The organism is Cytophagales bacterium, from assembly GCA_033344775.1.
Classification (GTDB): Bacteria; Bacteroidota; Bacteroidia; order Cytophagales; family Cyclobacteriaceae; genus JAWPMT01.
In genome coordinates this window covers 452,507-479,173 of sequence record JAWPMT010000005.1, presented here as the reverse complement: position 1 = coordinate 479,173, position 26,667 = coordinate 452,507, and the positions used below count along the sequence as shown (strand labels likewise).

Genomic DNA, 26,667 nt, shown 5'->3' with positions numbered 1-26,667 from the left:
ATGAGTGTCGACTTCTATCTTGCAGAACTGAGCGAGAAAAATTATTTACAGGGAGGTGATCCAATGTTCACCCCGGACTATTACCGCAGAATGATGCGTCTCGGAAATCCGCAGATAGCTGAGAATGAGCGGCAAAAAATTTGGGATAGATACTCAGGCCCAGTCATAGATGCCTTTCTCAAAAATGTTATGAAACATGTAGATATGACAGATGAATGCTTCTTAACTATACACCCTCCAAGTAATATTACTTATTTCATTGAACCCATTAGAGAGGCGATTCAAAGAACATTTCCCAATACAATAGACATCTCTAATTGCTTTTTAAAAGACCAAGAGTATGACGATCATAAATCAGATTCCCCTTCTGAATTATCTGAATTTGTTTTGCAAAATGAAGATCAAATCCAGGAAATAGATAAAAACAAAAAGATTTTTATATACGACGATGTTTATGGTTCAGGGCAAACGATGGAAGTCCTAAACTTCCTTCTCGACAAATACAATTTCTCGAATTCTAGATATTCTGGTGTAATATTAAAATCGAAAGGTTCAGATAATTAAATGTCATCAAACATAACCACTACCATCAAATCCATCCGTGATATCATGCGTCAGGATGCTGGTGTTGACGGAGACGCTCAGCGTATCTCTCAAATGGTCTGGATGATCTTCTTGAAGATATTTTCCGACATGGAGGAAGAGTGGGATATCACCCTTGAGAATTATGATTCACCTATCCCTGAAAAGCTAAAATGGGGATCGTGGGCGAACGATGAAGAAGGGATCACAGGTGATGACCTCAAGAACTTTGTCGACAATGAGCTATTCCCCACACTGAAGGAACTAAAAGTTACTCCTAAGACGTCACCGCAAGGATGGATCATTAAGTCGGTGTTTGAAGACTCTTACAACTATATGAAGTCCGGGACCCTGATTCGACAGGTGATCAACAAGGTGAATGAAATCGACTTCAACAATCAGAATGAACGCCACCTCTTCAATGACATTTATGAGACCATCCTGAAGGAGTTGCAGAGTGCCGGATCATCCGGTGAGTATTATACCCCTAGAGCAGTTACTCAATTCATGACCGATATGGTCAATCCTCAAATTGGGGAGAAGGTATTGGACCCAGCTTGCGGAACAGCTGGATTCCTTACCTGTGCCATTGAGCACGTTCGCAAACAGGTGAAGAGCCCATCAGAACTGGTTCAAATGCGTGACATGTTCGTGGGTGTGGAGAAGAAACCCATGCCCCACATGCTAGCCACCACTAATTTGATGTTGCACGGACTGGATGTGCCAGTCGTGAAGCGTGACAATTACCTAACCCGTCCTTTTACCGATTGGGGCAGTAAAGATCGTGTAGACGTGGTACTCTCCAATCCACCGTTTGGGGGAACTGAAGAGGATGGAACAGAAACAAACTTCCCTCAGAAGTTCCGAACAAAAGAGACTGCTGACCTATTCCTGGCATTGATTATCCGGCTGTTGAAAGATAGTGGGCGGGCGGCGATCGTATTACCTGATGGTACGCTGTTTGGCGAAGGGGTTAAGACCCGTATCAAGGAAGAACTGATGACCAAGTGTGACCTTCATACGATTGTAAGACTTCCGAATGGTGTGTTCAACCCATATACTAGTATCAAAACAAATCTCCTATTTTTTACCAAAGGGAAAGCCACCACTGAAACCTGGTACTACGAGCACCCGTATCCGCCTGGCGCGAAAAGCTACAATAAGACTAAACCCATACACATCAATGAATTTGACCAGGAAAAAGCCTGGTGGGATCATCGTATAGAGAATGAATTGGCCTGGAATGTACCTTTCAAAGACATCAAAGACCGAGATTATAACCTCGACATCAAGAACCCACACAGTGAAGAAGTCAGCCTGGGCGATCCCAATGATCTGCTGAGGCAATATCAGACGGCTCGGATGGACCTAATGAATGTACAAGAGCAAATCAAGTCAGTACTTAATGAGGCTTTGAATTGATGCTGTTGTTAGAGCAATTCCCGGAACTTACCCAATACCCATTAAATGCTTCAAAGGTCCAGGATTTAATGATACAGTTGGCTTTGGAAGGAAAACTAACAAAGAAATGGAGGCGAGAAAATAGAAATATCGAACATGCCTCCAAGTCATTAGAAAAGATCAAAGTAAAAAGGTTAGATCTTATCAAGGATAAGAAAATTCGAAATGAAGAGATTAAACCCATTAAGACAGAGGAATACCCTTATGAATTGCCTAAAAACTGGGCGTGGGGTAGAATTGGTGAAATAGTAAATATCATTGGCGGCAATCAACCACCAAAGGGAAAATTCATTTATCAATATCAGGAAGGATATACAAGATTAGTTCAGATCCGGGATTTCAAAAGTGATCTTCATAAAGTTTATGTTCCTAATGAATACGCAAATAGACCATTTACTAAAGATGATATAATGATTGGGAGGTATGGCCCGCCCGTTTTTCAAATACTAAGAGGGTTAAGTGGTACTTACAATGTAGCCTTGATGAAGGCGGTTCCTATTTATGAAAAAAATCTGTGTAGAGATTTTTTGTTTTTACTGCTTCAAGAGCCTAGGATTCAGAAGATTGTCGTTGATGACTCTGAAAGAACAGCCGGACAGTCGGGAGTTCGAAAACCACTATTGAATAATATAATTTTTGCTCTTCCGCCCCTCGAAGAACAAAAAGAAATAGTCAGGATCGTTGATCACCTGAAGGAAGAAATCGAAGAACTGAAACGCTTGTCTAAAGTTCGCTTGGATAAGAAACATCAGTTTGTGATTTCATCATTGCATCACCTAACCGAGTCGGCCGACACTCGGCATTGGGAATTACTTCACAACCATTTCTCTGACACCATTGACGAACTTAATAATGTCAAGAAACTCCGGGAGACGATTTTGCAACTGGCAGTACAAGGCAAACTGACCCGCAAGTGGCGCGAAGCAAACCCGGATGTAGAACCGGCCTCGGAACTCTTGCAACGAATCAAAGAAGAAAAACAAAAGCTGATCGCGGAGAAGGCATTTCAAAAGCCAAGAGAAAGTGGCTTAATTGAAGGAGAAGAACTAATACATCATCAATACCCAAATAAGTGGAAAGTAGCTAAAGTTGTTGATTTATGCTTCGTGACGAAGCTAGCGGGATTTGAATATACCAAATACATCTCGCTGGAAGATAATGGTGATATACCTGTAATAAGAGCTCAGAATGTGAAGAAGGGTTGGATAGATGAGTCAAAGTTGAAATATATTGATTTCGAAACATCAAAGGTTCTGTCGAGATGTGCATTGATAAAACCTTGTTTGTTGATGACCTTCATCGGTGCCGGAATAGGAGATGTAGCAATTTTTGATAAGAAAGAGAGGTGGCACCTTGCCCCGAATGTGGCAAAGCTTGAACCATTCACAGGGCTCGATCCTAGATATTTATTATACTTTCTTATGTCACCAGTTGGTCAATTGGAAATATTTAAACATAGTAAAGCCACGGCTCAACCCAGTCTTTCCATGGGTACTATTAGAGATACAGTAGTGACGATTCCTCCTTTCAAGGAACAAGAAATAATTGTACAACAGGTAGACCACCTTATGTCCCTCTGTGATACGCTGGAGTCGCACATCCTCATTCGCGATGAAACAGCCGAGAAGCTCATGAAGGCTATGGTGGCGGAGGTTTTGGCTGGAAGTTGAGCGGAGATTGGTTTATCTTTGCATAAACAACAAAACGATGAAACAAACTAAAGTAAACGTACTACTCGGTGCAGGTTTTTCCTATGACGCAGGCATCCCTCTCGTCCAAGACATCAATCCTTACTTCGATCGTGATTTTCTCGATAAGTTATGCTTCTTCTCCGACAGCCAATGGAGGTGGAAGGAATTCCAGAATGACGCTAACAAACACAACGGAAGGCTATCAGTTGAAGTCGAAATAGTGGAATTCGTTTTCAATCATTTGGTTCACTCTATGAAAAGGGAGAAAGGTAGTTTCTCTTCCTATGAAATCTTCATGACCTATCTGATTGATAAAGGAAAGGACTGGTTCAGTTCTCAAGTTGTCCAAGCAAAAGAAGCCGAACGTTCTCTTCGAATCTCAAGACAGAGGAGAATGCCCAATTCAAAATACTGGAGTAAGTATGATGACATTGATTTGCCTCTTGTCCTTGATATCATCAATTATCTCATCGCCGACCTATTGCGTACGGATAAGTTCAAACCCATTGATGAAATTGAGTCATATGACAAGTTCCTGGCATATATTTCAGTATATAATCAAGTCAATTTCTTCTCATTGAATCACGACCTTCTCTTGGAAGAGGTTTTAAGGAAGCGCGCAATCCGCTATAGTGATGGTTTTACCAGAGAGAATTCAGAGATTATTGGCAATCAGAAGCAACCTCTTGCAGTATTCAAGTCGGATTACTCAGCGCCGTATAAGATCATGAAGCTGCACGGAGGCAAGGATCAATTTGCTTATCAAATCGCCGAGAAGGAGGACCACATGAATTACTTAACAGGTGAAAGAATCTATTTTCGGATTGATGATTATTATGACCTTCATCGGTCTGCCAGGATTGACCTCTCCACAGGTGATATAATCCAAAACTTTAACCATTCTGTTGTTCCACAATTCTTGACCGGGTCTTTAAAGCAAACATTTCTCGAGAACGACTATATGTACAGCGACCTATTAACGAGATACAGGAATGAATTAATAGATGATTCAGACCTGCTAATCATCGGATATTCTTATCAGGACAAGCACATTGATGAGGTTCTTCAAAAAGTTGATCCGAAAAGGATTGTTAATGTTAATCCCGGAGACTTGTATCCTTACGGTGATGCTAGAAACCTGAAATATATGACTGACTTATGACTCTAAGTGCGTTTGGTCGAAACCAGCAGCTCTCGTACATCCACCTCTAATATTGCCGCAATTTTAAACAGCGTCTCTACTCTAGGTTGCATCTCGTTTCTACACCACTTTGAGATGGTGGTTCGATTCATTTCTAAGTTGTCAGCTAACCAATTATTGGTTTTGTTTTTCTCGGCTAGAACTGCCTTTATCCGGTTGAAAGCTTGTTTCTCCATTTCTTGGAAGACTAAATTAAGGACAATCAGTCAACCTTCTAAGACATTTTTTTATGCTTTAGTGTATTCAATTCGTTATTATGAATATCTTTGATATGCTTTTAAGGCATATTTATGACCTTTCAGATATTTTATTGAATATTTATGCGTAACTCCAGTGAATCGTTAGAACACTTTCTCGAACTCATCGAAATTCCCCGATTTAGAAAAAATCTCCGGCATATTCTGTTCTTCTATTTGCAGAAAGAATACGAAGAGCTGATGCCTGACTTTAATTGGTTCATCGAGGACATGAAATTCTTCTTTGAGTTCCTGGACGAACTGGATGAATTTGCCCTTAGAAACCAAGTGGAACAACTAGATGCAAAGACAACCGAAGATAAAGTGGTTGATGAAGGAATTGAAGAGTAATAGATGATTCTACTGGAGGGCTACATAATTCGACTCTAAGGGCTTTTAGGATTAAAATGGATGTCATCTACCTAAATTCCAATAAAATGCTTTAGAGGCTTTTATTTAGCCTCTAAAAGCATATTTAAGATTGAGAGTCAAGCGGCAAGACCATTGTGGACATTTCTGTCCGCAAATTCTTTCCAGGCAATCTCAAAGAAACGTTCCCTGGTCCAATACTCTGGTTTGATGGTTGGAGGAATACCTATGTGGTAAGTCAGCTCCTTGTCCATAAGACTCCTCAAATCGTTTTCATAATCTACAGTAGTGATTAAGCTATCATGAATTGAAAAGAGGGGAGCAAGTGGATTCATGGTTTTAAACTTCTTTGCAATGACTTCCAGGAATAGATAAGCTTCCAATCTCTGCAACAAGAAGGGGAAGTATTTATGGCGTTCTTTAATGGGGTATTCATCGAAAGACTTAAGTTGCTTTATCAATTTATATATGGTTGGATATTCTTCTTTGAACAACTGTTTCTCGTGCTTGTGTTTAGTGGAGTTATTGGGAGAGAAGAAGATAATCATGATCAGGTTCTTTGCTAAGTCTCTTGATGTAACAACATCTCTAATTTGTTCATCAACACTTAATTGGTTGGTCAGATCTTCTGTTAATTGATTGTAAAACACCCCTTCACTAACTGACTTACTATACTCCTTAACTTCCTGTATATCATTGTGTATTAGAGATTCTAGCAACATAAGGGAAGAAGGAGCATGAGCTGAGAATACAGGAGGGATACTAGAGGTTGAGAGGTAATTATTGGAGTAATTACATAAGAAGAATGTTTAATCCTATTATCAGTATAAGAATCGGTAAGAGAAGTAGAAAATATAGGTTCATTATATAATGAATCATTTAATTCAAATAATGACTTACTGTCTGATAAATAGTGATTTACCTGGTTAGATTTAAGTGGCTTATAGGGGAATTTATGGGGGTTTATGACCCTGTTACTCTTACCTATAGTGCTTTCGATATAATAGAAATCAGGTTGTAATAATCTGCTGAAGAGATACGGCTGAGAGTTCTTTAAATCCAGTGAGACCAGGGTTCTGTCTTTGTAACTAAGAAGATGCCTGAATTTGGACGGTAGACTACATAGCGTATGGTAAAACCTTCCACTGCCTTCCGAGTCAAGAAATAGGTCCCATTCCCTGTTTTTAATTTTTTCGAGACTAATTACACCTTGATTGTACTGGTTTTTTGGACTTTTATGTTTGATTTCTTTTTCTGTTACTGTTTTTATGTAATCGATATCAGGTGAGTGTATTGATTTAAGTTGATGACTTATTTCATTTGTTTGAACAGCTAAGTCATAGTTGAAATCCAGACCTTCGCTTTGGAGGCTTTCATAAAGATACCAGTGTTTTGCTACTGTCTTCAATTTTTGTTCCGTGATCTCTTTTAATTTCTTTGGGCCACTTATTGATTGGTAATTGACTTTTCTAATAGGGGCAGTATAGGGTTCTCTGAAGCGATATCCTTTGCTAAAGTATTTCGGTCGGTATGGAGTGTATATTTCTATTATCTCGGCATCGTTACAGGCGTAATTCAGGTACGATTTGTAATTGTTCACCACATTCTTCATAAGCTGAGCGTTCAATAGGGTATAGCCGTCCTTCTTTTCATTTTTTGGTTTAAGAGGAATCGATTCAATCAGACCTAACAAGTAAGTGAGCTTGTCAATATCAAACCCATCGAATGAAGGAGGGCAGGCCCGGACGATCTCTTGAAGGTCCAGGTTTGCGGGTAAAAAAGTGAAGCTCATCAAGCTGCTTTGTCTTCTTCATTATTAGAAACAATTGAATAGATTTTGCAGCCAGGAATGGCTTCTTCTACCTCCTCTGATAAGAAGTAAACTCGTGTAGAGTTAGGATAATAATGCTTTTGCAAAATTCCCTCTGTTGCATAATTGTGAATGGTCTTACGGCTAAGTCCCGTAGCTTCACATACTTGAGTAATTGATAATAAATTAGATAGGGCCCTGGTTGTTTTGTGCACAGCTTCGCCCTTATAGTAAAGTCTCTTTACCATTATTGTATTGGGTTTAGAAGAACGATCTGTTACTGATTTGATAAGCGCCTTTAGTTATACACTTATACCGATCAGGTCACAAAGGTAGGGGTGAAGGGTACCGAGAAAAAAACTTTTGGGTGGAAAAATTTCCCTTGATTTCATTTACTTTATTGATTTGAATCAATAATTGGTATCCCTACTATATGCGTTATTCAGTTGTAGATCAATTTGGAAAGAGTAATTCTTATCGTTTATCTTCGATATTTTAGAAGATTGAGATTTTATTGATGATTTGGCGCTCTTGTCTTAGAATTCTTTTGTTTGCAACTGCCTCGTTTTTGATATTGAGTTCAAGGCTTTCATTCTTTGACGAATACTACCAAAATTTTCCCAAGGTTTCGAATATTGAGTATAACAAGACATTCTTTTTTATAATCGGGTTCTTTGTTACTGCTATTTATCTTCCGATTGAAAATGAGGTGTTGAAATATAGATTACGGGGAAGAGAAAAAGATGCTGTTTTGGAGCAGCAATTGAGAGACTTTTACGAGACAAACTGCAATTATTTAGCTGATATTTTTGACCTGAAAGCATTCGGTGAAGTCAGCTTTAGAATATATCTCCCAGAGAAGAACTGGGGTTATTTTAGGTTTCTAATAGCTGATTGGTATGCCAGATTTGTAAATAACAAAAAAAGGCAAGAGCCGTCAAACAAGGAACTCGTAACTTTTAAGTACCATGAAATCAAGAACTTATGTGTGAAATTGATTGATGATGAACTGAGTTTTGTTGTTAATCCACAAGAAAAGGGACAAGGAATGGTTGGTTTGGCTTATTCCGAGTGTGGTATTGGTATTAAAAACCCGTCAAATGATATTGGCAATGAAGTGGTAAATATTGAGGAAAATGGATATGGTGCTTTCGAGGAGAATTTAACTTCATATCAAAGTGTAGTATTATCTCAATTTCCATTTACAATGACGATTCCGGTGATTAGTACCAGTAGTAAAATAAAGGCAATTATTGGCGTAGACAGTACTAAAGATTTTACTGTTCAAGAGGATCTGAGTGTTAAGCAAATAAATCAACTGAAGATGTTTGGAAGAAGTTTCATGAAAGAATTGAAGCCTCTTCTCAAGAAGAAACTGTATCTTAATATATGAATTCGGGGTTATGGTAAGATTAGTAAAAATTCCAATAGGGTCAGAGCCGACAGAATCCGAAGAGCAGGAATTCGCTCAGAAAATGAATAATGCCCGGGTTGCCAGAGTTCCAAAAACAGGGAAAAAGGTATTTAGGAGAATTTTGGAGTTTCTTGGACTTGTTGAGGAGTATACAGAGGATGATATTCTAAGGCTTAAGGAAGCAGGTGTTAAATTGGCAGAAGCCAAAGCGATTAGGATGACTGCTGAGGCTGAGCTACAACTTTCAACAGCGGCAGAAAAGTTTGCTCTTACGGCTCAGAAACATGCGGAAGTGGAGGCGGAGAGAAGGAAATTGGAAATTGAGCAAAAAATGGCAGAAGACGAATTGCTCATTAGCAAGGCTGAAGCATTAGAGCGGATAGCTCAGGCAATAAACACTATTAGGCAAAATGGAGGGACAGTTTCCTTCGATCAGGAACAACTACAGAGGTTGTTAGAGGGTGAGAAGAATCAAGATCATTAGGTGTCGAATTATTAGAGTAATTTATGCAGAAGTTTGAGAATTTCGTTTCAGATTTTTCCATAGCTCTCTACGAAAACCACATTCTAGGCAGAGTGTATTTTTTTTGAAACCTTCATTTCGATTTCATTCTTTTCAATAATTGCCCTTCTCAACTTCTCATTTGCCTCGATTTTTCCATAGGCACTATAATGATTCTTGATTGTCTGAACATCGGTACTAGTTAGGATGGAAACAGTTTCAAGGTCAAGTTCTAAATTGACTAGCATGTACATGATAGTCGTTGATTTCGCCATGTGACTATGAACTAGTGAATGAATTGGCACTACCTCACCTTCTTTGTTTATCACCTTTCTGTCTACTCTGGCTTCTTCTAGTGCCAACTTCAGATAGCTGTTCATATTTGCCCCAGCCATGGAGGGGAGTTGGCCATTTAATCGTTGATATACTTTTTCGAAGTATAGCATGTTTCGCTGTATCATGTGGTTGTTTTTGGTCTTGCCTGCATTCCATAGCACCTCCGTATCATTCAAATACTTTTGAGGCTCTTTAGCAAATTCCCTGTAGTCACCAATTCTCATGGCGGTACTGCTCATGATAAGAAACATATTTACTGCATTTTGCCTGGATTTGAGCTGGAAATCATGCATGTAAAGTGTTTCCAGTTCATGATCAAATAACCAGTAAATGTTCTCTTTGTCTTTTCTTTCTTGTGTCGGAACCTTCGCTGATAAGTAACCCTCTTGATGTCTTTCGATTGCCTGTCTTATGACGGATTTCACGATTTGACAACTCTTGGCTATAGTTGATTGACCATTTCCGATTTCTGTATGGAGAAATTGAGCGAACTCTTCAAGGATTCTTACATTATTTCGCCAATCCTCCACGGAGGCATTTTTATATTCTTTACCGGACTCGGAAGAAAGGTACTTCTCTAATTTTACCATTTCCGATTGCCTTTTCTTCTTGGTATTGTTTGTTTTGATATCTGATAGGTCATCAAGCCCATAGAGATGTTTGAAAACATCTGTTAAAGGTTTTTTGACTTCTAATTCAGAGTTGGACTGAGCTTTAGTTTTTAATAGCTGTTCTCTTCTCTTTATTTCTTCCTTCGTGGGGATCATCTCATCTCGTGTGATGTCCTGAGCTATTTTATGATAATGGCTCACTTTCGTTTCAATGCTATTGTTGTATTCGACAGCAAGCCTTCCAGAACCTTTGACTTTTGTGTTTTTAGTATCCCACTTTGATTTATCGATCTTAATACCCGTGGATCGGTCGATCTTTTCTCCAGCGATTATTATTCGAATGTAGACTGTTACTTTACCATCTTTTGTTTCTCTTGCGAAGGGGCTTATAGTTACTGAAGACATAAAATGTGAAGTATTTGTGAAGTGAATACTTGTGAATTAGTGTGTTTTGATGTTTAGTTGATTGCAAAAAATAGCTCAAATAGCTGTTTTTAAGTAGTTTTTGAGAATTAAATGAGGAGGGGTTCGATTCCCCTACGGACTACATTATTTTTCCCATCCTGGTTTTCCAGGGTGGGTTTTTTGTTTCTATACATTTCAGTTGGATATTTTATTTTCAGCTGGCTCTCCTACAAGCTAAGGGCCCATCGAAAAAAATACGACGATAGTGAGCATTGACTTCTGAAGGCGGGTGATATATATATGGACTTGTGATTCTGCTTCTGACAATGAAGACCATTTAAACACAGTTTTAATTCAATTCTTGATTAATTCGTCACCATTGATGAAATACAATATATGCTGGGCGAGTTATGTATTAGCTGGTAAACATGCAATTACCCCTAAACTCAGTATTCTTATGGAAAACTAATGTGTAGATAGGTCAGTATAAGAGTGAAACTTAGTTGTCGCTGATTTTAACCTATCTATAAATTCGCAAATTGAAATTAATACGTTAATAACGGATAAAGTTGATTGAAAATAATATTGGAAATTACCAATGTTAATAACGGATTAAGTTTTTTTAAAATTATTTAGTGGTATAATTGTTTTTTTTATAGACTTGTGATTCGATTGTCTCTGCCGGCGAAAGAATTTCCAGCTTTTGTTAGAGCAACATGAGAAAATAAGATGGCCCCAAAACCATGGTAGCCAAGTGGCGAAGCTGTATTCTTACTTCTATAGGAATGTTGGTTAATTACCCTGATAAATAATTTTACAAGAAGGTAGAACTCCATTTACACCATATCCAAGTAAGAGAAAAAGTTTCGACACAGAATAATTTGGAAGAAGTCTTACTTCCATTAAAATAAAAACTTAGACCCAGAGTGATCGTGAAAAATGCCTGGAAGTTCCTTTACCCCGTTCTTACATTTTTGCTTTAGAACAGTCACTCACAGTAAACATTACCTACTAGTTAATTAGGCTTTTGTATACTCCTTTTAGAGAGAAATCTCCCTTTGTTTACTCGAATGAATTTGTAACCGATGCAAGTCGTTTCGTTAAACCTCGCATTTTTCCTGGACAGTAATGACCTGAAATGAACACTAAAGAAATCCTGAAAGAATTTAATGGTGATACTTTACCTTATCCTTCGGACAAGACGATAGTTGACTTATTTGAGGCACAGGTTGAACATGCACCAGAAAGTATCGCATTAGTCTATCAAGACGATCAATTCACCTATAGGGAGGTAAATGAAAAAAGTAATCGAATAGCTCATTTCCTGAGAAATCAAAAAGAGATAAATCAAAATACATTAGTAGGAGTAATGCTAGGTCGGTCAGCAACACTCCTAATAAATCTGCTGGGAGTCCTAAAGGCGGGTGCCGCATATGTACCGCTTGACCCAGAGTATCCAACCAAGCGATTAAATTATATTATTGAAGACAGTGGATTAAAACTTATTCTTTCTGAGAAGGCTCAGAAAGAACAAGTAGATCGACTGTCAACTTCTACCATCTACATAGATCAGATCAGTGGATCATTAGGGCAATATTCTGACGCTAATCCTGCAAAAATTAACACCACTCATGATTTGATCTATGTAATTTATACTTCAGGCTCTACAGGCCGCCCAAAGGGGATTCAAGTTGTTCATAAATCCGTGGTAAACTTCATGACAAGCATGGCAAGGGAACCGGGCATGGATAAGAACGACAAATTGCTGGCCATCACAACTTGTAATTTTGATATATCGGTGTTGGAGTTGTTTTTACCATTAGTAACAGGAGCTAGTGTGGTAATTGCAAGCCAGGACCAGGTCAGGGAACCGGTATTATTGGAGCAGCTTATAGCATCAGCATCACCAACAATCATGCAAGCTACTCCGAGTTTTTGGAGCATGCTGATCGAAAATGGGTGGTTGGGCAATAAAAATTTAAAGATTTTATGCGGTGGGGAACGATTACCTATGGCACTTGGAAAGAAATTGCTAGATCGCTCCGGTTCGCTATGGAATATGTACGGTCCAACTGAAACTACCATCTGGTCGACCGTTAAGTATATAGCTAGTGAATCAGATCTGTCATGTATAGGTAAGCCGATTGCAAATACAAGTGTTTATATATTAGATGATACTCAGAAATTAGTTCCACAGGAAGTTGTTGGGGAAATATACATCGGTGGAGACGGGCTAGCTAAAGGCTATCTGAATAGAGATGAGTTAACAAAGGAAAGATTCATCACCAACCCATTTGAAGAGGGAAAGCGATTGTATAAGACGGGTGATTTGGGAAAATGGTTGGAAGATGGAAGTATTGCCTTTATCGGCCGTAATGATGAACAGGTCAAAATCAGGGGGCATCGGGTAGAATTAGGAGAAATAGAATCTGTTATATCCAGGTATGAGTTAGTTCAGAAAGTAGTCCTCATTCAGCAGCAGGACCATACTGGAGAGACAAATCTCACAGCCTACATAGTTCCGGAAACAAATTTTGTTGACAACAACATTACTGAAATACATAAGGAAATTGATCAGGAGCAAGTTTCTGGATGGGGTAAAGTATGGGACGATGCTTATAAAGGGTCGCATGCCAATCATGACCTGCTTTTTAACACTTCCGGCTGGAACAGCAGCTATACGGGACGGGCAATCCCGGAAGATGAAATGAGAGGTTTTATCAATGAAGCTGTTGACTTAGTACGGTCTTACAACCCGAAGAATGTATTTGAAATAGGTTGTGGTACAGGGTTGATGCTATTTGAAATAGCGCCACATTGCACACAATTTATTGGCTCTGACATTTCAATGTCTGCCATAGATTATATCAAGCAACAAATTGAAAAAGACTCGGATAAGTGGAAACAAGTAGAACTGTTTCAAGGAGCTGCTAATGAATATGAATTTTTGGAGGATAAAAACATTGATACAATTATCCTCAACTCCGTTATTCAATACTTTCCTGGCATCGATTACCTGGAAACAGTATTAGGAAGAGCCATCGATTTGATTCAACCGGGTGGAATCATATTTGTCGGCGATGTAAGAAGTTTTTCCTTATACCCGTTATTTCAGACTTCTGTGCAGCTTTATCAGGCGGAGGATACAACTACCAGGCAAGAGTTGAGCCAGAAAATTCAAGAAAATATCATTAAGGAAAGTGAATTATTATTGGATCCTGGGTTCTTCATTCATTTAAAACAACGCTACCCTAAGATCAGTCATGTAGAAATACTACCGAAAACGAGTAAGCACGACAATGAGCTGTCCAAATTCCGTTATCAGGTGATCATTCATGTAGGACCATCTATAGAAGTTCCTGAAGAGGTCAATTGGATAAACTGGCAAAAAGAAAATGAGCCACTTCCTTTTTTAGAGACCTTGCTAATGGAAAGAGAGACCGAGATAATTGGTTTGAAGAGCATTCCGAATCATCGACTGCTCCGCGAAAGGCAAGTCTATACCTTGTTGCAAAATGAAGAAACGCAGTTGACCGTGACTGAATTGAAGGCGACAAATCATCTTTCAGAGGATGCTATGAAGTTGGATGATCTTCTGGACCTGGCTGCTGCGCTCTCTTATGAGACAAAAGTTTTTTGCGAAAACAATAATCACGAAGGTGGTTATGACCTATTGTTCAGGAAAAAGGCGGAACATCATGACGCTCCGGATTTGAGCCGTATATACTTTAAGGCAATAGAAAGAGAATTTTCTGATAGCCTGTTGGAGGCTTATAGCAGTGATCCAATAAAGAGCAAGCTTAATCGCAGATTGGTACCATTGTTACATAGCCATCTGAAGGAGGAACTTCCGGATTATATGATGCCCTCCGGCTATGTTTTTGTAGAAAGCTTTCCACAAACCCTAAACGGTAAAACGGATAGAAAGGCACTGGTTGAAATTGGCAATAGAGAATCGGGTATTGTTCAGGAATATACAGCCCCGCAAAATGAAACTGCAAGGAAATTGGCAAACTTGTGGCAGGAAATATTAGGTAGAGATATTGTAGGCGCGAAAGATAATTTCTTTGAATTGGGAGGTCATTCTTTAAAGGCTACACAGTTAACATCTCGCATACATAAGGAATTTAATACCAGGATAGATCTTAAGAGTGTCTTTACACATCCTACCGTAGAATCATTATCGGATCTTATCCATCGTACCGCAAAAACAGCTCAGGTCTTTGATCAAAATGCTAATGCGCTTTCTGAAAGTTGAATGAATCATCTGGTAGCGTGGAATGGTCCATCGGACAATGCCTGTTGAGACCTACATCTTACCTCATACTAGTAGCCGTTACCCATTGTTAAGCAGGGTACACCATAAACTTATTGTGATTTAATACGGGAAATTTTGCAACCCAACCCAACAAAAGGCACCTTAATCCAGATTCTGGAAGAGAGAAAAGACTTAAGTAAAGTCGGTATCACTTTTATCGAAAAGAGTGATGACGAGAAGTTTCTCTCTTATAAGGAATTATATGAGGCGGCTTTGAATGCGTTATCTTTTCTTCAGGATAGCGGCTTAAAGCCTAAAGACGAATTGGTTTTCCAAGTTAATGACAATAGAACATTCATTGTCATGTTTTGGGCCTGCATTCTTGGAGGTATCATTCCCGTGCCGTTGAGTGTTGGTAAGAATAATGACCATAAGCGCAAGCTTTTTAACATCTGGCAAGTTTTGAATCATCCATATCTTATCATTGATAGCAAGGGTATGGATGGCGTTGGGCAATTTGCTCATCGTGAAAATTTAGATGATCCTTATCTTAAGATGAGGGATCGTACGATCATACTGGAAGAGATGAACGTTTCTCAGCACAAGGGAAACATTTTCCAGGCTAGAAAAGATGACATTGCTTTCATTCAATTCTCCTCCGGTTCAACAGGTGGTCCAAAGGGTGTGATGCTAACCCATGAGAACCTTCTTTCCAATATGAATGCCATCAGTACGGCTGCGAAGTATTGTTCGGAAGATTCTATGCTTAGCTGGATGCCATTGACCCATGATATGGGATTGATAGGTTTCCATTTAAACCCTCTTTTCAGCGGGATACAACAGTACTTGATTCCGACTAATACATTTATCCGAAGACCGGCACTTTGGTTGGACAAAGCGAGCCAATATGGAGTGACCATTTTGTGCTCGCCCAACTTTGGCTATAATTATGTCTTAAAGTTTTGTAATCTATCTGGATCCAATTGGGATTTATCCGCTGTAAGGGTGCTGTATAATGGAGCTGAGCCCATATCAGAAAATTTATGCCATCTTTTTCTGGACAGCATGTCAAAGTTTGGTTTAAAAAGAACAGCGATGTGCCCGGTTTATGGTTTAGCTGAAGCTACCCTGGCCGTGACTATTTCAAATCTGGAAGCTGAAGTTACGTCATGTCATGTGGACAGAAACAAATTGAACTTTGGGGATACCATATCTATTTCAGACGTTACAAATGATTCGGTTGGGTTTGTAAATGTTGGAGTACCAGTTAATGATTGCTCGCTAAGAATTGCCGACGCTTCCAATGAACCTTTAGATACCGACACGATCGGTTCTATCCAGATAAAAGGTATCAATGTCACATCTGGCTATTATAATAATACAATTGAAACACGCAACTGCATTGATCAAGATGGATGGTTGAATACAGGTGACCTGGGATTTATAAGAGAGGGAAGGCTCTACATTACAGGACGAGCCAAAGACATCTTTTTTGTTAATGGACAGAATTTCTATCCACACGATATTGAACGGGTAGCCGAGGCAGTGGATGGCATCGAATTAAATAAAATAATTGTAAGTGGTCTTTTCAATAACGATACTCAAAAGGAAGAGACTATTGCCTTTGTGTTTTTTAGAGAGCGCCTGGAAAAATTCATTCCCATTGCTTTATCTCTCAAATCACACATCAATGCACAGACAGGTATTGAACTGGATCATATTATACCGGTTAATGAAATACCAAAAACAACCAGTGGGAAAATTCAAAGATTTAAAATTACCGATCGTTTTAAGAATGGTGATTTTAGGGAAATTGAGCAGCAGCTGCAAGCGTTGATTCAGGGATCAGAGCATAACTTGAGGCCCATGGTCCGTCCTGAAAATGATACAGAACAGAAATTGGTGGGTATATGGAAAAAAGCCCTTGGCATTGACACCATAAGCGTTACTGACAAGTTTTTGGAAGTAGGTGGTAATTCTTTGAAAGCAGCGGAAGTGGGCATGATGATCCTAAAAGAGTTGCAGGTTGAACTACCTACCCAGGTTTTATTTGAAAACGCAACGATCCGTGAATTGGCCAGTGAGGTAATAACCCTTGACAAAGAAGCATACCGACCGATTACTAAAGTTGCGGAATCTGAAACATATCCGCTATCGTCCGCTCAAAAAAGGCTATACTTCGCCTGGAAATCGGACAAATCCTCAGTTGCTTATAATGTGCCAATTGCCCTCTCAATTAAGGGAGAAATTGCTATTGGCAAACTGGAAGCTTGTTTAAATCAATTGATCAAAAGACATGACACGTTAAGGATGTCTTTTGAAATGACCAGTGAGCCACGATTGAGAGTTAATCCGATGGCTACTGTTGATTTCACACTTAATTGTAAAAAAAGTAGCTCAGCGCTTCTAAATGAAGTGCTTAAAAGTTTAGTACAACCATTCGATCTGGAAAAGACGCCATTGTTTAGAATAGCGCTGATCGAAATGGAAAATGGACTTAGTTCGCTGTTTTTAGATTTTCACCACATTATATCTGATGGAATCTCTGTTTACAACTTTGTAAATGAGCTTTTCCAACTTTATAATGGCGATATATTGCCATCACTTTCTATCCAGTTCCAGGACTATTGTGGTTGGGAGAAGGAAAAACTGGATCCTCACAAATTGAGCATTCAGGAAGATTATTGGTTGAATCATTTGGGACAAGTATTACCAGTATTGGAACTCCCCACTGATTTTCCGCGTCCGGTGGTCTTTAGTGGTGAAGGAGGAAAAATTCAATTCAGCTTTGATGAAGAGACCAACGAAAGACTCAGAGGTCTGGCTAAAGAGAATGGATGTACGCTTCATGTATTGATCTTTACTTTATACAATCTACTGCTCTCAAAATATTCCGGTCAGATTGACCTCATTGTAGGGATACCGGTAGCTGGACGGAGACACCCCGATGTTCTGGATATGCAAGGTATGTTCGTCAATAACCTGGCCATCAGAACGCATATCAATAAAGCAGCATCTTTTCTTGAATTGTTGGAAGCTGAGAAAAGCAATATTTCCGATGCTCACAACCATCGGGATTATCCATTTGAATATGTTGTTGAAAAGATCAGCAAACAAAGAGACATCAGTAGGAATCCAATCTTCGACACCATGTTTAATTATCAAAACATGGGACTTCCCAAAACAAATGGTGAAGAGTTTGCTGTTTCCTGGCATGGTTTCGATCCGGGATTTTCCAAATTTGATTTGTCCCTGGAAATCCTTGATGATGGCAATGACTTAACATATGCCTTTGAATATTCGACCCGGTTATTCAAGGAGGCAACCATTCAAGGAATGGCTACGAATTTTGTCCAGTTGGTAAAAGAAGTGCTTGATGATCCGACAGGGAAAGTATCTGGCTTCTGTAGTGCTACCGATGAGGAATATGATGCATATATCAGGAAGTTCAATAATACCCATAGTGCATACCCTATGGACCAGGCAATCCACCAACTGTTTGATGAACAAGTTAGCAATGCAGGGTGTGCCATAGCCGTTGAGTATAATGAGGAAGCCATTACTTATCAGCAGCTTGGTGAAAGAGCTGATAGATTGGCGGCGATTCTAAGAGAAAAGGGAGTAAAGTCGAACACGTTTGTCGCTGTTCTGTTAGATCGATCACCTGATTTTATCACCAGTATCCTGGGAATTTTGAAGGCTGGTGGTGCCTTTTTACCTATTGCAGGTGATTTGCCGGAAGAACGAATCCAATATATTCTTGACGATAGTCAATGTAACATTGTCTTGTCAACAAATCAATACGAGCCGATTACTACTGATTGGTTGAATGCATCTGATGATCTTGATCGAGCAGTCATCAACATCAACACACTTGACCTGGTTCTTGATTCACACGCGGCTGTTGAAAATGGTAATATGCCAGCAGACCTGGCTTATGTGATTTATACTTCGGGTACGACTGGTGGCCCTAAAGGAGTCATGATTGAGCATCAATCGCTGGTCAACTACATTTACTGGGCGGCGAAAACATATACCAATGGCCAGGAAGCGAGTTTCCCATTATACACCTCTGTCTCTTTTGACCTAACCATTACATCAATTTTCATTCCTTTGATTACAGGGAACAAAATTGTGATTTATGGGGAAACAGATAGCCTGGTATTAAATCAAGTAGTTGATGATAACAAAGTGAATGTCATCAAACTTACTCCTTCACATTTAAGGCTATTCAAAGAAAATGATCTTTCGAAGTTGGTTGCCAGGTCCAATATTAAAAGATTTATTGTCGGTGGAGAAGCTTTGGAGACCCAACTGGCTAAAGACATATACCATGCTTTCCAGGGGGATATCGAAATCTACAATGAATATGGTCCTACGGAAGCAACGGTTGGCTGTATGATCCATCGATTTGATCCCAAAGACGACTCGGTTACAGTACCGATTGGGACACCAATAAGTAATACTCAGATATATCTTCTTGATGAATTGATGAAGCCAGTCCCTGAAAGAGTTTATGGAGAATTATACATTTCAGGAGACTGTTTGGCGAGGGGATACCTATTCAATGAAGCACTGACTAATAAAAAATTCCTACCCAGTAGTTTTATAAATGGGCAGAGGATGTATAAAACGGGTGATATCTGCAAACGACTGCCTTCGGGAGAGCTTGAATTTGTAAGGCGTTCCGACGAGCAAGTCAAAATCAATGGATACCGGGTAGAATTGTCGGAGATAGCCTATCATCTGAAAAACTTCGAGGGGGTAAGCGAAGCGCTAGCAGTATTGAAAAAGGGTAAGAAGGACAATAAAACACTTTGCGCTTATTATAAGAGTGTTGACAACAGTAACAGACTTTTAGAAGAAGGTACTTTAAGAGGTTATTTGGCCAATCTGTTACCTCACTACATGATCCCCGCGCATTTTATTCCATTATCAGAGATCCCGCTAACAAAAAATGGGAAGGTAGATGTTGATGCGCTGCCAGAACCTGACAGTAATCCGGAGACTGGCGAGACTTTGGTCCCTGAGAATGAAATAGAATCGATCTCGCTACAGGTCTGGGCAGATATTTTGGATGGAGAGGGTTTATCTGTTTCTCATAATTTTTTCGAATTGGGTGGGGATTCTATCAAAGCGGTACAGATCTCATCCAGACTATATGAAAAAGGGATCAATGTAGAAGCCAAAGACATACTTACTTACCAAACGATCCGCATGGTTTCGCCTTATGTGAAAAGAGTGGAAGGCGATAGTAAGTACGAGCAGGGGACAATTAAGGGAGAAGTAGGGCTATCACCTATCATTTCATGGTTTCTTGCTCAAAACTTTGAGAATCCTCATTTCTTTAACCAGTCTTTGCTACTGGATCTTGATGATACAGTAGATATCAAACTACTTGAACAAGCCTTTACAAATTTACTTGAACGTCATGATGAATTACGGATCAATTATGATCCTGTGAAAAAAGTCCTGTTCTACAACGAGCGACACCTGAATAAAGATTTCAATATTGACAGTATTGAGCTATCCAATTCATCTGAGTTGATTGATGCCTGTCAAGCCGTTCGCAGTTCATTAGATATTCACCATGACTTACTTTTAAAAGCCGTTGTTATTCGTCAAAAAAGTAATGAGAGTAAACTGTTTATTACAGCCCATCATTTGATAATGGATGGTGTTTCATGGCGTATTTTAACGACTGACCTGTACGAGGTTTACAAGGGGTTGGAGTCAGGTAGTGATCCTTACTCATCTACCAAAACAGCATCACTAAAAGATTGGTTTGAGGGATTTGGATCATATCAATTCACCTTTGAAGAAGAACGATACTGGAAAGGCTTAGAATCAATAGACTTCAAAATCCCTCAGGATTTCAATACAAATGATTGGAGGGTAAGAAATATCAAGAGACTCACTCGAAGTTTAGATAAAGATCAAACTGGCTTTTTGGTACAAAAGGCTCATAAAACCTATGGTACCAATGTTCCGATGCTCCTTAATACTGCCCTCGTATTGACCTTAAACGAGTGGACCGGTGGAAAGCAGTTTGTTATAGAACAAGAAAGCCATGGAAGACACCTCGACGAAATCGATGTTTCTCGCACCCTGGGTTGGTTTACCTCGATGTACCCGGTTCTATTGGAAATGGAGGGAAAATCATTGGGTGAGCATATCAAGGCAGTTAAAGAACAATTAAGAAAAGTGACTGACCATGGAATGGGTTATGGAATTAAGACTTTCCAAAATAGCCCAGCCGAAACCGCAAATGGCTTAAGATCGGAAATACGTTTTAATTACCTGGGGCAACTAGGTGATGAGCTGAATAATGATTTGTTTAGGTATGACCCACAAATTACAGGCATGGAAATCGATGAAGTGAATCACGCCACTACAAAGATGGAATGGAACTGCATGGTAATGGATGGAGTATTTATGCTGGAATTGTTTTATAACAGCAAAGCTTATAAGCATTTAACCATTGAGAGGCTGGTCGATTCATTTTTTCATCACTTATCCGAAGTACTAGCTCACATTAAGAAAGAGGACGATATTTACTTTACACCTTCCGATTTCGAAATGGCTGGCTTAGACCAGGAAGAATTAGACTCTTTATTTTGAAAGAGTCCTTTTAACGATAGCATGCTCATCAAAGTAGCATATTCATCAAATACAGACTGAGGTACAAGTAAGTTCTAATGTTAAATATTAATGCAACATACTCATCATTGTCGGTCGACGATCTGGTTGAAAAAGTCATGCCAAGTTACGATGTTGACAGAGTTGTAAAGTGTGAATTTTGGTATAGGGGTTTCAACGACACCTATAAAATAACCTCACAGGAAGAGAACTATATACTTCGGGTTTACAAAAAAGACTGGAGGACAGAGGCACAAATAAATTTTGAACTCGATGCGCTGAATTATTTACACAATAGGGGGGCTAAGGTTTCCTATCCTATCAAGCGGCGAGATGGTGAATTCATTACTGCGCTAAATGCTCCCGAAGGGACAAGATATGCGGTACTAATGAGTTTTGCTAAAGGTGATGTTTTGACTTACAAGGATAATAGCGATGCTTTTTTGTATGGCGAGCGTGTTGCTGAATTACATGCTTTGTCAGAAGGGTTCTCATCGAATCACGACAGATTTAAATTGGATGATACTCATTTGATCACTGAACCTTTAAAAGCAATTGAACAATTTCTGGATGAGCGTCCTGATGATTGGAATTATATTAACACGTTGTGTATTAAGTCCTTAGAGAATATCAATAAGATACCTTCTGATACGGTGGATTATGGATTTTGTCATGGAGATCTTCATGGATGGAATGCCCATAAATTCTCCGGGGACCTTATTTTTTTTGATTTTGATTGTTGTGGGTTTGGCAGACGAGCATATGAGGTTTCGGTTTTCCGATGGAGTATTTTGCTAAATAAAGGTAGAGGAAACAGGGATATTTGGGAGCAATATCTTAAGGGATACAATTCCATACGTACCTTGTCTGACGATGAACTGGAACTAGCAGCAGACTATATGATCATCCGGGATATTTGGCGAATGGGGCTGCAGATATTCGGCACCTTCAGTTCCGGAAAAGGCTCGTTAGGTGATCATTACATTGGTGAAAGAATCAATTTTTTACGGACCATAGAAAAAAGATGGTTTTGAGTGACATAAACCTCTTTAATTTGGTGGTGTACAGATGCTTGACCAATCCATTTGATATGGAATTATAAATACAGTATCTTGAATAATATTTATACTCATTAATATCTTAATTAAGGCCAGGATATAGCTATGCTTAAATTCAATCTATTATTTATACTCAAAAACTATAAACGTCATAAAGGTTCTTTTTTGATCAATTTAGCGGGGCTTTCTTCTGGTTTAGCCTGTGCTCTACTGATATACTTTTGGGTAAATGACGAACTGTCGGTAGACAAGTTTTACGATAAAGAGGATCAGCTCTATCAGGTCATGGAGCATATGGTTCAGAGCTATGGCGTTAGGACGATCAATGCCACTGCAGGACCGATGGCTGATGCATTATTATCAGAAATGCCCGAAGTAGAATTTGCAACAACTACGGGAGAACAAATTGAAGATGCTTACCTGTCACTTGATGAAAAAAACATACAGGCTGACGGACATTACGTAAGTCAGGACTATTTCAAGGTTTTTACCCACCCCTTCATTCACGGAAGTAGGTCGCAGGCGTTATCAGACAAGAATTCAATCGTTATTTCTGAGGAATTAGCCGAGAAGTTATTCGGTACAACCGAAAATATCCTGGGAAAAACCATTGAGTTCCAGCACGAGAAATTTTTTTCGATTTCGGGAATTTTTGAGACCCTTCCGAGTAACGCCACAGAAAAGCTGGATTTTGCTTTGTCCTATGATTTATATGAAGAAATGCATCCTGATGTATTGTCTTGGAGAAACACGGGCAGTTTTGCATACCTCATCTTAAAACCAGGATCCAGTGTTGAACAGTTTAACGATAAGATTAAACATTACATCTTAACTAAAACTGAAAATAAGTCGACAAATCGGACTCCATTTATCAAACGATATTCCGATAAGTATTTGTACGGCAGATATGAAGATGGAGTAGAGGCCGGAGGACGGATAGAATATGTGAAATTGTTTTCCATTATCGCCGTATTTATTGTGGCTATTGCCTGTATTAACTTCATGAGCTTATCTACTGCGAGGGCGTCAAAGAGAGCAAAAGAGGTAGGAATAAAAAAGTCTTTAGGTGCGACCAGAAATGCACTGATTTTTCAATACCTGAGTGAGTCCGTCTTAATTACCCTGTTCTCAGTGATTTTGGCAGTCTTATTTGTTTTGTTATTTCTTCCGCAATTCAACGAGATCATGGGGAAGGAACTTTCATTTAGTGTTGATGTAAAGCTTATATCCGTAATCATTGGAATTACGCTTTTTACCGGACTAATGGCGGGAAGTTATCCTGCCTTGTATCTTTCTGGCTTCAGGCCTGCCGAGGTACTAAAGGGGAAATTGAAGAAAGGCGGTCAAATATGGGTGCGAAAAGGACTGGTAATCTTTCAGTTCATGATCTCAATGATTTTGATTGTTTTTGTTTTGGTGGTATACAAGCAAATTGAATTTACCAGGAAAAAGGACTTAGGTTTTAACAGAGACAATATTGTCTGGATGAAACGGGAAGGTAAGTTGCTTGATAGTGAAAACCTGGAAACTTTTATCTCTGAGGTGAAAAATATACCGGGAGTAATTAGTGCCTCTAGTATGAGACACAATATGGCTGGCCATGTATGGGGAGCGGGTGGATTGACCTGGGAAGGAAAAGATCCCGAAGACAAAACTGAGTTTGAGGTTGTCTGTATTAATCATGATATGATTAAGATGCTCGATATAGAACTCCTAGAAGGAAGGACTTTCTCCAGAGAATTCGGCTTGGATTGGAAAAACCTGATATTTAATGAAACGGCCATAGATTATATGGGATTGTCAGATCCGATTGGCAAGACGATAAAAGGATGGGGGTTTAATGATCGCCAAATTATTGGTGTGGCTAAGAACTTTCACTTCGAATCGTTCCATGAAAACATTAAGCCGCTGGTTTTTATGCTATGGCCTGACAGGACTGATAGAGTGATGGTTAAGATTGAAGGTGGCAAGGAGTATCGAACGATTGAAGCGATTGAGGAATTCTATATGGACCAAAATCCCGGGTATGCTATGAACTACAAGTTTTTAGATCAGAGTTATGAAGCACAGTATGTCGCGGAACGAAGAATTGCAACTCTGTCTTATTACTTTACGGGATTGGCAATTCTTATTTCATGTCTTGGTTTGTTTGCTCTGGCAGCTTTTACCGCTGAAAGAAGAATTAAAGAAATCAGTATTAGAAAAATACTTGGAAGTAGTAACTGGAGCATCATTTATCTCTTATCCAAAGACTTTACCAAAACAGCACTGATCGCTGTGGTAATTGGTTTGCCGATAAGTTACATGTTAACAAATAATTGGCTTGATGGTTTTGCTTTCAGAATTGCTTTAAACTGGCAATATTTTGTCGGACCCGGTGCAATGGTCCTCGCAATCACCTGGTTAACCATTGGGTTTCATATGCTCAAGACATCAGAAATTAATCCGGTGGACAGTTTAAAAGAGGATTGATTCAAGCATGAAATTCATCGCGTACTGAAAAAGGCTTATAGAATTAAGTACTTCATGAATTGAGTATTTTATAACTCACCGGTAACGAACATCTAATTCGTTGTTTCAAGTACGGAGATTTGAAAAAAATACGAGCGCCTTACGCTTTTGAGTCACAACAGCTCTTGAACGCTTAAAAACTATTGCAACCACCCTGCCATCCTCAAATGGCAGGATGGTGCTTTCTGTGAGAAATGTGTATCTATTCATTACTGCAATGGTCTGCCTGAAAGGATCTGCCAATGCACTAATTGTGGCTATGATGCCATTCCAACTAGTCATTCGCTAGTGACTTCACTATTCTAAAAGCGTTCTATATCGTTTACTTCAACGCTACCAATAATCAGGGTATTTCCTCCATGATGCCCTAAGCGCCTATTACAAAAACATAACAAAAATTAATTATGATCACTGACGACATACAGGAAATAGCAGGTAAAGAAATGCTGCTCCAAATTGAAAATAATGAGTTAACACTTGGACAATGGGTAGAGGAGAATCAAGAAGATATCGAAAACTGGCTGTCTCAGAAGGGGCTGCTTTTGGTCCGTGGTTTAAATATTCCGAGTGAGCAGTTTGGAAGCGTACTAACAGGTCTTTTTGGAGAAGAATTAGCGTCATACACGTATCGGTCGACTCCAAGAACTGAAATGAAAAACAATATTTATACGGCTACGGAATACCATGCTTCGGAAACCATCCCTCAACATAATGAAAACGCCTACGCTCATGCCTGGCCGATGCGTATCGGGTTTTTGTGTGTTACTCCGGCAAGCAGGATGGGCAACACCCCAATTTCAGATAGCAGGGTTGCGTATGAACAAATCCCTGCTGAAATACGAGAAGAATTTGAAAGGAAAAATGTAATGTATGTCCGCAATTATGGTAGTATTGATCTGCCCTGGACAGAAGTTTTTCAAACGGAGGATAAGCATGAAGTTGAACAATATTGTAGAGATAATGATATCGAATTTGAGTGGACCGAACATGGTTTGCGAACAAGGCAAGTCAATCAAGCAGCCATCACACATCCTTTAACCAAGGAGAAGCTCTGGTTTAATCAAGCGCATTTATTTCATGTCAGTAATTTGAACGAAGAATTGCGAGAGAGCTTGTTGGAACTCCTTGGAGAAGAGAACCTTCCCCGAAATGCCTATTACGGAGATGGTACTCCTATCGATGCTGATACGCTTTCCATTATCAGAGGAGTTTATGAACGCACCAAATTTTCTTTTCAATGGGAAAAAAATGATCTCCTCCTTCTTGATAATATGTTATTTACCCACGGAAGAGAACCTTTCGAGGGAGAAAGAAAAACGCTTGTAGGCATGGCAAGAAGTTACAGTCTGAAAGAAGCCGTATCCTGAGCGTCTCAAATTGACTAATCAGTGTACTTCTATTTGATCTCTTCAATCCGGTAGCAAATAGGGGTCCTGGATCATCATATTTTAGCCTATAACTCGGGTTTTCAGGTACCTCAATTCATTTTTAACCAGGTACCTGTTGATCTAACAATCTAACATCCCAACCACGGTAAAGTAGAGCAACAATTCGGTCTTTGAGGAAGCGGGCCTATTCAACTC

The 26,667-nt window shown here is 39.3% G+C and carries 17 protein-coding genes; 12 read left to right on the top strand and 5 right to left on the bottom strand.

The features are described from left to right. Genes R8G66_19640 through R8G66_19625 form a run of 4 tightly spaced genes read left to right on the top strand, consistent with a single transcriptional unit; the run spans position 1 to position 4,896 of the window. Positions 1-564 (top strand): hypothetical protein, encoded by a 564-nt coding sequence (locus R8G66_19640; GenBank protein ID MDW3194601.1) that lies wholly within the window; start codon positions 1-3, stop codon positions 562-564. Further along, positions 565-2,004 carry a class I SAM-dependent DNA methyltransferase gene (locus tag R8G66_19635; protein ID MDW3194600.1) on the top strand — a complete coding sequence of 480 codons (1,440 nt, stop codon included), beginning with the start codon at positions 565-567 and terminating at the stop codon, positions 2,002-2,004. Between the two features lie 5 nt (positions 2,005-2,009). Further along, positions 2,010-3,713 carry a restriction endonuclease subunit S gene (locus R8G66_19630; GenBank protein ID MDW3194599.1) on the top strand — a complete coding sequence of 568 codons (1,704 nt, stop codon included), beginning with the start codon at positions 2,010-2,012 and terminating at the stop codon, positions 3,711-3,713. Positions 3,714-3,750: 37 nt separating this feature from the next. Beyond that, a complete protein-coding gene (locus R8G66_19625) occupies positions 3,751-4,896 on the top strand; it encodes an SIR2 family protein (protein ID MDW3194598.1) in 1,146 nt (381 codons plus the stop codon). A gap of 2 nt (positions 4,897-4,898) precedes the next feature. Here R8G66_19625 and R8G66_19620 read toward each other — a convergent pair whose 3' ends face one another. Beyond that, complete coding sequence (locus R8G66_19620; GenBank protein ID MDW3194597.1) at positions 4,899-5,111, bottom strand: helix-turn-helix transcriptional regulator; 213 nt, start codon at positions 5,109-5,111, stop codon at positions 4,899-4,901. 144 nt (positions 5,112-5,255) lie between these two features. On the opposite strand from R8G66_19620, the gene R8G66_19615 reads away from it, so the two are divergent. Continuing rightward, entirely contained in the window at positions 5,256-5,522 is a 267-nt protein-coding gene (locus R8G66_19615; GenBank protein ID MDW3194596.1) for a hypothetical protein, read from the top strand. 137 nt (positions 5,523-5,659) lie between these two features. On the opposite strand, the gene R8G66_19610 is transcribed toward R8G66_19615, so the two are convergent. The 3 genes from R8G66_19610 to R8G66_19600 are packed head-to-tail and all read right to left on the bottom strand — an operon-like array spanning position 5,660 to position 7,598. Continuing rightward, on the bottom strand, positions 5,660-6,262 hold the full coding sequence (locus tag R8G66_19610; protein ID MDW3194595.1) for a hypothetical protein: 603 nt from the start codon (positions 6,260-6,262) through the stop codon (positions 5,660-5,662). After that, positions 6,253-7,332: a hypothetical protein gene (locus tag R8G66_19605; protein ID MDW3194594.1), complete on the bottom strand. Its 1,080-nt coding sequence runs from the start codon at positions 7,330-7,332 to the stop codon at positions 6,253-6,255. The genes R8G66_19610 and R8G66_19605 overlap by 10 nt, the downstream gene beginning before the upstream one ends. Continuing rightward, on the bottom strand, positions 7,332-7,598 hold the full coding sequence (locus tag R8G66_19600) for a helix-turn-helix domain-containing protein (protein ID MDW3194593.1): 267 nt from the start codon (positions 7,596-7,598) through the stop codon (positions 7,332-7,334). The genes R8G66_19605 and R8G66_19600 overlap by 1 nt, the downstream gene beginning before the upstream one ends. Positions 7,599-7,897: 299 nt before the next feature. Here R8G66_19600 and R8G66_19595 point away from each other — a divergent pair, with 299 nt between their 5' ends. Beyond that, positions 7,898-8,743, top strand: coding sequence for a hypothetical protein (locus R8G66_19595; GenBank protein MDW3194592.1), 846 nt, complete (start codon positions 7,898-7,900; stop codon positions 8,741-8,743). Between the two features lie 10 nt (positions 8,744-8,753). Further along, positions 8,754-9,248: a hypothetical protein gene (locus R8G66_19590; GenBank protein MDW3194591.1), complete on the top strand. Its 495-nt coding sequence runs from the start codon at positions 8,754-8,756 to the stop codon at positions 9,246-9,248. Between the two features lie 83 nt (positions 9,249-9,331). Here R8G66_19590 and R8G66_19585 read toward each other — a convergent pair whose 3' ends face one another. Further along, complete coding sequence (locus R8G66_19585; GenBank protein ID MDW3194590.1) at positions 9,332-10,618, bottom strand: Arm DNA-binding domain-containing protein; 1,287 nt, start codon at positions 10,616-10,618, stop codon at positions 9,332-9,334. A gap of 1,138 nt (positions 10,619-11,756) precedes the next feature. Here R8G66_19585 and R8G66_19580 point away from each other — a divergent pair. The 5 genes from R8G66_19580 (at position 11,757) to R8G66_19560 (ending at position 26,451) form a co-directional block, all read left to right on the top strand. Further along, entirely contained in the window at positions 11,757-14,876 is a 3,120-nt protein-coding gene (locus R8G66_19580; GenBank protein MDW3194589.1) for an amino acid adenylation domain-containing protein, read from the top strand. A 135-nt stretch (positions 14,877-15,011) separates the two neighbouring features. Then, on the top strand, positions 15,012-21,497 hold the full coding sequence (locus R8G66_19575) for an amino acid adenylation domain-containing protein (GenBank protein ID MDW3194588.1): 6,486 nt from the start codon (positions 15,012-15,014) through the stop codon (positions 21,495-21,497). A gap of 77 nt (positions 21,498-21,574) precedes the next feature. Beyond that, positions 21,575-22,549: a phosphotransferase gene (locus tag R8G66_19570; protein ID MDW3194587.1), complete on the top strand. Its 975-nt coding sequence runs from the start codon at positions 21,575-21,577 to the stop codon at positions 22,547-22,549. Positions 22,550-22,738: 189 nt separating this feature from the next. Further along, positions 22,739-25,045, top strand: a complete 2,307-nt coding sequence (locus R8G66_19565) for an FtsX-like permease family protein (GenBank protein ID MDW3194586.1) — start codon at positions 22,739-22,741, stop codon at positions 25,043-25,045. Between the two features lie 443 nt (positions 25,046-25,488). After that, entirely contained in the window at positions 25,489-26,451 is a 963-nt protein-coding gene (locus R8G66_19560) for a TauD/TfdA family dioxygenase (GenBank protein ID MDW3194585.1), read from the top strand. The last annotated feature ends 216 nt before the right edge of the window (positions 26,452-26,667 follow it).